This is a genomic window from Sellimonas sp. (assembly GCF_047234585.1).
Taxonomy (GTDB): Bacteria; Bacillota; Clostridia; order Lachnospirales; family Lachnospiraceae; genus Sellimonas; species Sellimonas caecigallum.
In genome coordinates this window covers 126,151-138,970 of sequence record NZ_JBKSWG010000001.1, presented here as the reverse complement: position 1 = coordinate 138,970, position 12,820 = coordinate 126,151, and the positions used below count along the sequence as shown (strand labels likewise).

Below are 12,820 nucleotides of genomic sequence, written 5' to 3'. Positions count from 1 at the left end.
GCCTCCTTCGATGTTATTAGCACTCATGTATTTCGAGTGCTAACATCTACGGTTATTAATGTAACACTCCTACCCACTTTTGTCAACACTGATTCTGAAAATTTTTATGTCTTCCACGCGCAAAAAAAAGAATCCCGGGCACAGGATTCTTTTCTCTGTCTTATGACGTTATTCAATTCTTCTTCTGAGGTTCTGCATCTTTTCATCCGTCGCAGCGATCGTCTCCGCGCACTCTTTTAACTCCTGGATCAGTGTGTCATGCTCAGGCACGTTTTTTTTGTATTTGATCTGGTGCTCCAGGCTTGCCCAGAAATCCATTGCAACCGTACGGATCTGCACTTCCACCCGCATAGGCTTTTTACAGTCTGAGAAAAATACAGGGATCTCCACTATCATGTGATAGCTTCTGTAGCCGTTTGGCTTCGGGTTTTTGATATAATCTTTGACTGCAACTACCGTGATGTCGTCCTGGCATGTCAGCATGTTCGCCACTTTGTAGATATCATCAATGAACGGACAGATCACACGAATACCGGCCACATCATTTAAATTTTTCTCAATGGCTTCCACCGTGACGGGGAGACCCATTCTTCCGAGTTTCTCTGCGATGCTTACCGGTTTCTTGATCCGGCTTTGAATACTTTCGATGGGATTTCTGTCTCCGTATAAGGAAAGCTCATCATCCAGCACCTGAAGTTTTGTCGTGACTTCCCGGATGGCGGATCGGTACCTCATCATAAGGGTGTTAAAACTCATGAGACGTTCCACCGTCTCTTCTTCATTCTCTCCGCCCAAAAATTCTTTTACCAGTTCTTTTTGATTGTTTTCTTCTTTTGTCATTGTCTGTTCCATACCTTTTACGTAATATTTTCTGTCAAAAAATCTCTTTACCTGATAAAATTTGTCCTGGACGGGGATTCTTTTTCCGGAAGCCCGTATGCCTCTTTTCCGAGGGCGATGCTCTTCATTAGAAATGCCATATTCCGCGCCAGTGTCCGCATGATCTGCAGACCCTCTTCATCCTGAAGCGCTTCCCCCTGGGCGCTTCCGTGGATGCTGTTCCAGTACTGTCCGGATGCCACAGGCATGCCGCTGATAGTAAAATATTTGTTCAGCTCGTCAAAAGTGGAGGAAAGTCCGCCTCTTCTGGCTGTCGCCACAGCCGCGCCAACTTTCATCGTCTTGTCAAACGGTGTGCTGTAGAAAAGTCGATCCAGAAAAGCGATCAGCGTCGCATTGGCTGAAGCGTAGTATACCGGACTTCCTACTACAAGCCCGTCACATTTCTCAAATTTCGCTGCTGTCTCGTTGACAAGATCGTCAAACACACATTTTCCATTTTTTCGGCAGGAAGCACATCCGATACATCCGCGGATGGCCTGATTTCCCACCTGGATGATTTCTGTCTCGATTCCTTCTTGAGCAAATATCTTTTCCATCTCCTGCAGAGCAATGTAGGTATTTCCCTTCGTGTGAGGACTTCCGTTTACAAGCAATACTTTCATTTCTTCTTTTCCTCCTTTTTTCTTTTCTCTGGTGTCTGTCAAAGACAACCTCTTATATATTGAGAAGTCCCACCGAGACCAACACGACGGCATATACTGCCCACTGTCGTTTTGTAAGCCGCTCGTCAAATACAAACACACCCACCACTCCGATGATGACCATAGCTGCAATACTGTACATTGGATAGGCTATAAATGCAGGAATATCTGCCAAAGCGTCCAACAAAAAACGGGCTGAAAAATAGTTTGGGATCCCGATAAGACACCCGTAAATCACATCTGACTTTCCGATTTTCTCTTTTTTTTGAATCACAAGCACTCCGCACACAAGGCCGGATATTAAAAAAGACAGAACCAAATATAAATCGCTGAGCTCCGCTTTTCCGTATGTATCGTAAAATTTGGCCATGGAATCGCCAACCCCGCCTCCAAGCAACAGGAGCAAAAGTCCTCCCACAGACTCTCCGCCAACGCGTCTGCGTCTTTTCTCTTTTGTCTGTGGTATTTTCTCCAGGTTGAGAAACAGGATTACCGCCACAGAGAGAAAGATCCCGATATACTGTGTGACACCTGGCTGCTCTCCAAACCACAGTACTCCAATAGCCGTCGGGACAATGACCCCAAGTTTCATAAACGTGGAAGACAAGATAACTCCGTTTTTCTCTATATTCCACTGTAAAAGAAGAAACGCTGCAACATAAAGAATTCCTGTCAAAATGCCGAATCCCATTACGTACATCATGCCAACGTCACTCATATTGTTTGCCATATCCGGGGAAGTCGTCAGTCCTGAGATGATACATGCCGTATAATTTATCAAAAGTAATCCATACCGGCTTTTACAGTGATCTTTACTGGCCCGCATGAAAACAGATACTCCTGCGCTGCATAGAATCGCCAAAATAAGAGAAAACAATTCTCTACCTCCTCCCTACTCCTCCTGAAGGAACTGCGCCATGACATAGTTGCTCACGTCGATGCCCCTTTCTGTGAGAAAGATCCGCCCATCCGAGCATTGTAAAAGCTTTTGCTGCTGGAGCGTTTTGATCTGCTCCCCATAGATCTTTCGGGGCGTGATTCCAAATGTTTTCTCAAATACGTCTTCCCGTACTCCTTCCATCATGCGAAGTCCCAGAAAAAAGAATTCCTCTTCCGCCTCTTTTTTGCTGACTTTGTGCCAGTCCTCCCTCTGGATACGTTTCTTTTCTTCCGATGTCCGGTTATCCTGAAGCCAGAGTTTGGTATACGCTTCCCTGTCTCTTAGATTGGAAAAGCGTGCCCCTTCAAAGAAAGAAGCCGCTCCCACACCAAATCCCAGATACGGCGTGCGGTTCCAGTATCCGATATTATGTCTGCAAGCAAATCCTTCCTTTGCATAATTGGAAATTTCGTACCGCTCATAGCCATATTCTTTCAGAAAACGCTTTGTCTCTTCGTACATTGCCCGGTCGGTATCCTCGTCGGGAACAGGCGGATGTCCGCCACTATCTCGTCCCTCTCCGTACCAATTCCAAAACAGCGTCCCTTCTTCTATAATCAGGCTGTAGGCTGATATGTGCTCCGGTTTGAGGGCCGTGACTTTTTTCAGCGTCTCCCGATAGCTCTCCATCGTCTGCCCCGGGACAGCAGACATCAGATCCACATTGATATTGTCAAACCCTGCATTTCTTGCCGCCTGATATGTCTCCACGAAGTCCCGGTACGTGTGGATTCTCCCAAGGATAGCAAGCTCCTTGTCATCGGCCGACTGAAGGCCGATGCTCAGGCGGTTCACTCCTGCATCCAGGTACCCTCTCATCTTGCCGGCCTCTGCCGTTCCCGGATTTTGCTCCATTGTGATCTCGGCCTTCTTTTCCAGTTGAAAGACTGCCTTCACTGTATCGAGAATCTCACTGATCTCTTCCGGTTCCAGTATTGATGGGGTGCCCCCTCCGAAAAACACACTCTGGACGAGATACCCTTTTGCATCCTCACGGCAGCTTTTGATCTCTTTTTTAAGCGCCTGCACATACCGTCTTCTCTCTTCCTCCCCGGCCGGGCCGGAAAGGAAATCGCAGTATGCACATTTCTTTACACAAAATGGAATATGGATATAAATCTCCAGTTTTTTCATCTTATCTGTCATCAAGTTTCAACACACTCATAAACGCCTTCTGAGGAATCTCCACATTTCCTACCTGGCGCATTCTCTTCTTTCCTTCCTTCTGTTTTTCCAGAAGTTTTTTCTTTCTTGTGATATCTCCGCCGTAGCACTTGGCAAGGACGTCTTTTCTCATGGCTCTTACCGTCTCTCTGGCGATGATCTTTCCGCCTACTGCCGCCTGGATCGGGATTTCAAAAAGCTGTCTTGGTATCTCTTCTTTGAGCTTTTCACACATCTTCCGTCCGCGCTCGTACGCACTTCCCTCAAACACGATGAAGGAGAGGGCATCTACTTCTTCTTTATTGACAAGAATATCCAGCTTCACGAGGGATGACTCTTTGTATCCGAGCATCTCATAGTCAAAGGATGCATATCCTCTGGATCTTGATTTCAGTGCGTCGAAGAAATCGTAAATAATTTCATTGAGCGGCAGGTAATAGTGGAGCACTGCTCTTGTGGCCTCGATATACTCCATACCCTGATACTCTCCACGCCGCTCCTGACAAAGATCCATGATGGCGCCGATATACTCGGAGGTAACCATGATTTCCGCCTTTACCATCGGTTCTTCCATATATTCGATCTCAGTCGGTTCCGGCAGATTGGAAGGGTTGGTCAGATCGATGACTTCTCCGTTCGTCTTATGCACTTTGTAGATAACGCTCGGCGCCGTCGTGACAAGATCCAGGTTATATTCCCGCTCAAGTCTCTCCTGGATGATCTCCAGATGAAGAAGTCCCAGGAAGCCGCAGCGGAATCCAAATCCCAGAGCGATGGATGTCTCCGGCTCAAACTGAAGGGCTGCATCATTTAACTGCAGCTTTTCAAGCGCATCACGAAGATCCGGATACTTTGCCCCGTCTGCAGGGTACATTCCGCAGTACACCATCGGGTTTACCTTCTTGTATCCAGGCAAAGGCGCTTTACACGGGTTCTCCGCGTTTGTCACAGTATCTCCCACCCGTGCCTCTTTCACGTTTTTAATGCTGGCTGTAAGATATCCTACCATCCCGGCGCTTAATTCCTCGCACGGTATGAACTGTCCTGCCCCGAAATATCCTACTTCCACAACTTCCATCTTCGCTCCGGTGGCCATCATCTTGATCGGTGTTCCTTTTCGCACTGTTCCTTCTTTGATCCGGCAAAATACGATAACTCCTTTGTAAGAGTCGTATACCGAGTCGAAGATCAGTGCCTGGAGCGGAGCTTCCGGATCACCTGTCGGCGCCGGGATCTTGTGGACGATCTCTTCCAGTACTTCCTCAATATTCAATCCAGTCTTCGCAGAAATCCGCGGTGCATCCTGAGCTTCGATACCGATCACGTCCTCGATCTCTTCGATTACCCGTTCCGGATCTGCACTTGGCAGATCGATCTTATTGATGACCGGGAACACATCCAGATCATGATCCAGTGCAAGGTAGACGTTGGCCAGTGTCTGGGCCTCCACACCCTGAGCGGCATCCACTACAAGTATAGCACCGTCGCAGGCTGCAAGACTTCTGGATACTTCATAGTTAAAATCCACATGCCCTGGTGTATCGATGAGATTGAAAATATACTCTTCCCCGTCTTTTGCCTTATATACGATCCGGACTGCCTGGGATTTGATCGTAATCCCTCTTTCCCGCTCCAGATCCATGTTGTCGAGCACCTGGGACTGCATCTCCCGGCTCGTGAGAAGTCCGGTCTTCTCGATGATACGGTCTGCAAGCGTCGATTTTCCGTGGTCAATATGCGCAATAATACAAAAATTCCTGATGTGTTTCTGATCTATTCCTGACAATATTTCTTCCTCCATTTTCCGTTTTCTGTCTTTGTATGCAAAGTCAGCTTGTGTATTGTATGATAAGCAGTTCTACCGCCATGGTATCGGACAGCTTTCCTGTCTTTACATCCGTCTCCGTCCCGGCGCAATCCTCAAGTATCCGGCGAAGCTCTTTTTCTGTAAAACGCTGCCCCTGCGCCAGATATTTTCCCACAGCAAAAGGCGGTACTTTCACTTTCTGGGCGATTTCTTTTTTCCCATATCCTCTTTTCAGGAGATCGCATGTCTCCATGAGAATCCTAAACTGCCTGGCCATGAGATATAAAATCCGCATAGGCGGCTCTTTCAAAGCCAGAAGATCATAATAATAACTAAGAGCCCTCCTCTGCTTTTTTTCAGCCACAGCGTTGACCATGTCAAAAATCTGATTGTCGATGTGAGTTGTGCAGACTGCCTCGATATCTTCCATGGTAATCTCCGGCTTTTCCAGGGTATAACAAAAAAGTTTTTCCAGTTCCCCGTGGATATTCTCCATATCGTCCCCCACCTTGGCAAGAAAATATGTGGCAGAAGACTGGCTGATCTGTTTTCCTTCTTTTTTGATCATTCCAAGAACCCATCTAAGCAGCGTATTGGCATCCTGTCGGCCAAGCTCTACCGTTCTTCCTTTGTCTTTGACGGCTTTGTAAAGCTTTCCTCTCTTGTCCACTTCACTCTCCACAAAAACAAAATACGTCGTCTCCGGCATCGTTTTGATATAATCGGCAAGGGCCTGAGATGCCGATTTGAAAAAGCCGGTATCTTCCATGACAATGAGTCTTCGCGGCGCAAAAAAAGGCATCGTCTCCGCCAGATCGATGATCTCCTTTACGTCCGCCTCTTTCCCTTCATAATATCGGTAATTCATCGTATCCCCGCCCGGAAGCATAGCTTCAGAGAGCCTATCTTTATACTGTTTCTTTAGATAGCTCTCTTCGCCATACAATAAATACACCTGTTTTAATTGTCCTGTCTTCAAATCTTCATTCAAACTTTTCATACCGCTATTCTAGCATAGATCCGCTTTTTCCGTAAACACTTATTCCGAAATTTTTGCTTTCCTTCTCCCCTACGCTAGACCGTGTTCTTCCAGCCAGTCAGACAAAAGCGGCTTATTCTTTTTGAGCTTTGCCGCACGGATCCGAAACTGCACCGCAGCCAGGAGCGAGAAGGCCATGAACAGGATGGCCAGAAAAATCAGACATCCTGTCACACTTTCTCCTCCGCTTATCGTGCTTCGAAATGCCTTTACTGTGTAAGTAAACGGTACAAAATGATGAAGCAGCGGTACAAAATCTCCAGATACTTCCACCGGATATGTCCCTGCGGACCCGGAAAGCTGCACAACCATAAAGATCAGCATCAGAAAACTTCCCACTTTTCCCAGAAAACTGGTAAAGAAATACATGACAGACATAAATGCAAGCGATGCCACACAGGCCGTCAGCACCGTCTGTCCCCACCTGACAGGACGGAAACCGTCAAACAAGTACAGTGCCTGAACCATAACGATAGCCTGAGCGACTGCCACAAAATAAAGTACCGATGCCTTACTAAACCACCATTCTCTCCCAGAGCGCAGTTTCCCGCTGAAACTGTTCAGAGGATACATGAGGCTGAACGCGATGCACCCTACCCATAACCCTACCGACATCATGTAAGGTGCCATGGCATGACCATTGTTCGGCATGACTGTCATCTCTGTTTCCTTTGTGTCCACGGGAGCTGCAAACATATCGACAACAGCACTTCCTGTATTTATACTTCCTAATTTCTGCGTTCCCTCTTTCAGGTTTTTCGCCAGTATGTCAGCTCCTTCCCGGATGGTACCCATCCCTTCTCCCAAACTGCTGCTTCCTTCAAAAAGAGCGTTCGCTCCGTCTGCGATCTGTCCTGCTCCATCTGCCAGACGTTCAGCCCCAGGTGTCATAGTCAAAGCGGCTTCTGCCAATTTTTGAGTTCCTTTTGTAAGAGCGCCGGATCCTTGTTTTATAGCCTCGATTCCCTGCCCGATCTGTTCTGCCGAATCCTGGAAGGTATTCATCCCATTAAAAAGGATTGCGCTTCCGTCTGAAGCTGCGTTGACTCCTTCCGTATAATCCTGCACTCCTTCTGCCAGAATCTCTGACTGTTGCCTGAGCATCTCTGCAGCGGTTTTCAGCTGTTGTGTTCCTTCAAGACTTCCCGCTGTATTTTCCAGCAGTTTGGCTGTACTGCTGAGGGCAGTCGCCGCATCCCTCATCTGTTTTGCCATATTGTTACCTTCCTGGTAATTCTTTTCTGCCGCATCGACAGCCTCCTTTGCGATTTCTGCCAGTGTCTGTACTTCCCCCGTTATCTGGGCATTTTCCAGCTTCTCCTTTAACTCGGACGGATTGGAAAAATCCGCGGTATTCCCAAGAGCTTGCGAAATGCCTTGCAGTTTTGCGGCCAGGGAAGAAATCGCCGCGGTATCTGGAGTCTGATTTAAAACTTTGGAAATCTGTTTCATGCCTTCCGAAATCTTCCTGGATCCTTCCGCCAGAGATGTGGAATTTCCGTATTCTTCTCCTACCACACTCTGAAGACCAGATTTTAGCTTTCCTGTTCCGTTTTGTAAATCAGACACTCCACGGGAAAGATCTCCGTACGCACCGGACAGACGTACCAGATTTTCTTCCAGCTGTACCGCCCCTTTTTCTGCTTCCTTAAGTCCACCGGTATATTGCCGGATACCTTCCGCCAGAGTTTCGCTTCCTTCCTGAAACATCAGTGTACTGTCACAAAGTCTGTCCAGATTCTGTGTGAGCACATTATTTCCATCTGCAACTTTTTCTGCCCCCTTTTCCAGGCTATCAGCCCCCTCTGAAGCCTGTTTCATTCCTTTCTCTGCTTTCTGCATACTGTCAAAAAGCACCTGGGCATAAACCTTTGTCACTTCCTTTCGGACAGAACTTTTAATTTCTTTCATCGCCGTCCCGCTCATCTTAGAAGCGATATAATTTGTCCCCGGATTTGTCTCGCAGAAAATCTCCATCTTTTTCGGTGTTTCCTGTGTAAGTGTGGCTGCATTGGCAGAGAAATCTTCCGGGATCGTCATGACCATGTAGCAGTCTCCATTCGCCAGCCACTTTTGTGCGGCCTTTTCATCGGTAAACCGGAAATCAAGAGAACGGTCTTTTTTCAGTTCTTCAGTCAATTTCTTTCCGATCTCCAGCTTCTCTTCCCCGTACACAGCCGGTCTGTCTTTGTTTACTACAGCCACCGGCAGCTGATCTGCCTTCCCATAAGGATCCCACATAGATCCAAGAAACAAAGTCGTATAAACAGATGGAATCGCAATGACTGCAATAACTACCAGCATCAATATTTTGCTGTGTATAAGTTTCTTCCACTCCTGTCTTATCATATCCAATATCTCCCTTCTTTTGTTTCAATGCATATGTCTATTAATAGACATATGTTTATTAATAGACATTGTGTTGATTTTCTTCGCAGCATGAATTATACTGAAACAAAAAAGAAAAGACAACCAGCAGATCATGGACTTCCTGATGATTAATCGACATCTGCAGGATATCATGTCTGTTGTTTATAATTTTTTTAGATTTATAATGGTATTTATGATAATAAGGAGGCAACACTATGGCATCAACTGACCGAAGAGTAAAAAAGACGAAGGACTGCCTAAGAAAAGGTCTGGCGGAGCTTCTGGAAGAAAAAGGAATCAATGATATCACGGTAAAAGAGCTCACGGACAGGGTAGACATCAACCGCTCCACGTTTTACCTGCATTACCGGGACATCTACGACATGATGGAGCAGATTGAAGATGAACTGGTACAAAAGATCGATGAAGCGATACACGCTCATCCTGTCAGCCCTTTTGGGGAAAATAGTTTTTCGTTTATTGAGGATATCTTTTCTATACTGGCAGCAAACAAAGAGATCTGCTCAGCCCTTCTTGGAGAAAACGGCGATATCTCCTTTCTCCACAGAATCGAAGAGCTCCTTTCTGAGCACAGTCTGAAAGTCCTTCGCGATACCTTCCCTGATAAAATGGGAAATTTGAAATACGCCTACTCATTCTGTCTGTCCGGATGCGTGGGACTTATCAAGACATGGCTGTCCGGAGGGCATGAAGCAAGTCCTCATCATATGGCCAAGCTGACTTTTTCCCTTATTTTGAATGCGATGAAAACCCAGCGCTGAAGGTAGTTTTATGTTTTACTGATCCCCCAAATATTTTTCTACAGTCATCGTCTCCCCATCTGTCCGGACGGTAATGGCTCCACATTCTTTCGTACAAAGATATGGGATATTTTGTTCTTCAAGCCGCTTTACCGTCTCCTTGGACGGGTGCCCATACCGGTTGCCCTGCCCGGCTGAGATCACTGCCAATCCCGCATGATTCTTTTTCAGGAATTCATCCGTCGTTCCTCCCTTCGATCCATGGTGGGCCACTTTCAGGATGGAATACGTCTGCCGACGTTTCATATCTGCGAGAAAGCTCTCTTCCCCGTCTCCTTCCATATCCCCGGTAAAAAGCATGGAAAAGTTCCCGTAAGTCAATTTGAGAAGCATGGATGCGGCATTTCCTTTTTCTCCGTCGTAGGATGAGGACGGACCGACGCATCGGATCTCCATCCCCTTTTTGTCCCAGACAGTCTCTCCTTCCCGGATTTCTTTTATCTCCACTTTCTGTCTGACCGCTTCCCGGGCAAGTTCTAGCAACACTTCATCCCAGAGCCGCTTTTCGGGCAGGACCAGACAGTGGATCTTTACCCCTACTTCCTGGCGTTTTAGCATATCCCGTATCCCGCTTATATGGTCTTCATCCCCATGGGATACAAAGACGTAGTCCAGTTCTCCGACTCCTCTGCTTTCAAGGAAGGGTTCCAGCGTATATTTTGCAAGTTCTTCCTCGGTTGTGCTTCCCCCGTCGATCAGGATGTTCCTATTGCCCGGACTTTTGATAAAGATCCCGTCTCCCTGGCCTACATCTACCACAGTCACTTCCATCCGGCAATCGAATGTCTTCCAATTTCCAAGAAGTATGATCCCGGCAAACAGAAATATCGATACAAGAATTTTCTTTTTCCATCTGGCTACACCGAAAAAGATAAGAATTATGACCAGAAGATACAGTGCCGACTGCCACAAGGCAGGACATCCTGTAATTACCCTTGCAAACGGAAATTTCAGCATAATCTGACAGTTCCATTCATAGAAGGACAGCACCGCCTTTGCCGCAGCAAGCGGGACATCTGCCAGAAACGGACAAACGACACAGAGAATGCTCCCGAAAAGTCCTGCTCCCATGACAACAGACATCATCGGAATAACCCACATATTTATAAGGATGGAATAAAGCGGGAATTCGTAGTAGGAAGATAAAAGTACCGGAAATGTCAGAGCTTGCACGCAAAATCCAGACCACGCAGCCTCACGGATTTTTGCCAAAAATCCCGGCTTCTTTTTCATTTTCAGAGGCTCCGATATCGTCTTCTTTTCCCTCCTTTCCTCCGCCCTCTCTCTTTGTCTTCGCGTTATGTCTCCCCCGCCCCACAGAGCAAGGATCGCCCCAAAAGACAACAGGAATCCTGCATCCTTGAGATACAAAGGTTCCAGTCCCAATATCACGGCGGCTGAAAGTGCAAGGCTTGTCGGCATATCGTAGACTCTTCCGGACACTTGCGCCCCCATGCGGCATGCAAACATGAGGACAGCTCTCCTGGCAGACACAGAAAATCCAGTCATGACCGCATACGGGAGGAGCACTGACATACCGGCTGCCGCCGCTGCAGCAAAAGGTATCCCCGCCTTTCTCGCACGCTTGTATACAAATACGCCCACAAAAGAGACGTGGAGCCCCGAAACCGCCAGAAGATGTGCGATCCCGTTTTTCTGATACAGCTCTTTCGTCTCCGGCTCCATGCTGCTTTTATCTCCCAGCAAAATGCCTGACAAAACCGCGCCCTTGTCCTGACCCAGCCTGCGTATAAGTTCTTCTTTCCAACTTTCCCGAAGCCGGAAGAGCCATTCTTTCCAGTATATGATGTTGTCGTCTTTCAATTTGATTGTTTTCGGAATGATGCTTCCGTAGATTTGTTGTCTCTGATAATAAGAACGGGAATCAAATTCCCCTGGATTTGACGCTTTGTCAAATAGATAAAAGATACCTGTTACCTGGATAGAATTTCCAATCTTCAGATCTCTTTCTTTTGAGTCATATAAGACATACCTGCTTTTCCCCGAGCGGATATACCATGTGGGGCCTTTCTCCCGTCTGGTTTTATCCTCTATGACTCCGGTTACGCACACGCTCTTTCCTTCCATGGAATACACTTCTGGCGGGAGATTTCCTTCTTCTCCCGCCAGAAAGATCATATACCTTATCATCAGAAAAAGAATGCACGCTGTCATGAGCGGTCTTTTTCTCACTCTTTTTCTTCTCCTTCCACAATATCCAGATTTCTGGACAGCGGCTTGTCAAGTTTCACGCTCTCTCCGAAATTGATATTACTCTCCCCGTTAATGGAGATCTGCACCTGACTTGTGCTTCCCCCTGCCGTTATGGAATTCACGATGGAATAGATCAGCACTTCCGGCTTTACGTTTGTCTTGACATTTAAGAGTTCCTTGTCAAAATTCACATAGCAGACCTGATCTTTCGTCGAGACGCTGAGTATTTTGACATTCTGAGGTACGGTCGGGTATGCGTCCGAGGACGCAGGCCCTTTTAAAAGTTGTTCGAGGATCAGCCGATCCATCGAGATATTCGTATTATATCGGACGTTGCTTACCGTCTCTTCCACAAGCTTGTCCCCATTTTTGTTGGCAAAATAGAGCGTCAGCGTTACCGTCTCGTATGAGTGGAGAGAAGACCCGATATTCTGGACAAAATCTTCGCCCCTCATAAGCCCTATCGGATTATTGTCCGCTCCCATAAGCGGCTCGTCTCCCACAAAGAAAGACACATACGAAACTCCGCTGATCTGAACAAGCGTCTTTACGACAGATGCTCTCAAAAGCACCTCATCCGAACTTTTCAGCGAGCTATATTTCTTATTGAAATGGACCTGAACCTGCTTTCCGTCTATTACTGCCTGCTCGATCTTAACTCCTTTTTTAAACGGCGTATAGTAGTCTTCCGCGTCTGCATCCGGGGAAACCAACTTGCCAAGGACTTCCGAAATCTGCTCTTCCATTTCCTCCGACTGGATTTCGTACGGAACTTTTACAAGTTCTGTCTTATCTCGATTCAGATAATAAAGCCCAAAACCGTTTTTCTTTACTCTGTCTCCTCTTCCACATCCGAACAGGAGGCCTGCTGCCAGCAAAACGGTAAGCATAACTGCTAAAACTCTCTTCATATCCTCCTCC

10 protein-coding genes are annotated in these 12,820 nt (G+C 46.9%); 1 reads left to right on the top strand and 9 read right to left on the bottom strand.

What is annotated here, in order from left to right:
- Positions 1-168: 168 nt before the first annotated feature.
- The 7 genes from ACLROL_RS00580 to ACLROL_RS00550 form a co-directional block, all read right to left on the bottom strand.
- Positions 169-852, bottom strand: coding sequence for a GTP pyrophosphokinase family protein (locus tag ACLROL_RS00580; protein WP_413067140.1), 684 nt, complete (start codon positions 850-852; stop codon positions 169-171).
- A gap of 35 nt (positions 853-887) precedes the next feature.
- Positions 888-1,505 (bottom strand): flavodoxin family protein, encoded by a 618-nt coding sequence (locus ACLROL_RS00575; protein ID WP_087210563.1) that lies wholly within the window; start codon positions 1,503-1,505, stop codon positions 888-890.
- Between the two features lie 52 nt (positions 1,506-1,557).
- Positions 1,558-2,406 carry a hypothetical protein gene (locus ACLROL_RS00570; RefSeq protein ID WP_413067150.1) on the bottom strand — a complete coding sequence of 283 codons (849 nt, stop codon included), beginning with the start codon at positions 2,404-2,406 and terminating at the stop codon, positions 1,558-1,560.
- 30 nt (positions 2,407-2,436) lie between these two features.
- Positions 2,437-3,630: a radical SAM family heme chaperone HemW gene (hemW, locus tag ACLROL_RS00565; RefSeq protein WP_413067149.1), complete on the bottom strand. Its 1,194-nt coding sequence runs from the start codon at positions 3,628-3,630 to the stop codon at positions 2,437-2,439.
- On the bottom strand, positions 3,620-5,434 hold the full coding sequence (gene lepA / locus ACLROL_RS00560; RefSeq protein ID WP_087198912.1) for a translation elongation factor 4: 1,815 nt from the start codon (positions 5,432-5,434) through the stop codon (positions 3,620-3,622). The genes hemW and lepA overlap by 11 nt, the downstream gene beginning before the upstream one ends.
- A gap of 43 nt (positions 5,435-5,477) precedes the next feature.
- Positions 5,478-6,455, bottom strand: coding sequence for a DNA polymerase III subunit delta (gene holA, locus ACLROL_RS00555; protein WP_287449656.1), 978 nt, complete (start codon positions 6,453-6,455; stop codon positions 5,478-5,480).
- Positions 6,456-6,524: 69 nt separating this feature from the next.
- Positions 6,525-8,843: a YhgE/Pip family protein gene (locus ACLROL_RS00550; RefSeq protein WP_413067139.1), complete on the bottom strand. Its 2,319-nt coding sequence runs from the start codon at positions 8,841-8,843 to the stop codon at positions 6,525-6,527.
- A gap of 236 nt (positions 8,844-9,079) precedes the next feature.
- Here ACLROL_RS00550 and ACLROL_RS00545 point away from each other — a divergent pair, with 236 nt between their 5' ends.
- On the top strand, positions 9,080-9,646 hold the full coding sequence (locus ACLROL_RS00545; RefSeq protein WP_221919474.1) for a TetR/AcrR family transcriptional regulator: 567 nt from the start codon (positions 9,080-9,082) through the stop codon (positions 9,644-9,646).
- Positions 9,647-9,661: 15 nt separating this feature from the next.
- Here ACLROL_RS00545 and ACLROL_RS00540 read toward each other — a convergent pair whose 3' ends face one another.
- The gene (locus tag ACLROL_RS00540; protein WP_413067138.1) at positions 9,662-11,878 is read right to left on the bottom strand and encodes a DNA internalization-related competence protein ComEC/Rec2; all 2,217 of its coding nucleotides are present in this window, start codon (positions 11,876-11,878) and stop codon (positions 9,662-9,664) included.
- Entirely contained in the window at positions 11,875-12,810 is a 936-nt protein-coding gene (locus tag ACLROL_RS00535) for a GerMN domain-containing protein (protein ID WP_287448161.1), read from the bottom strand. Before ACLROL_RS00535 ends, ACLROL_RS00540 begins: the two co-directional genes overlap by 4 nt.
- Between the last annotated feature and the right edge of the window lie 10 nt (positions 12,811-12,820).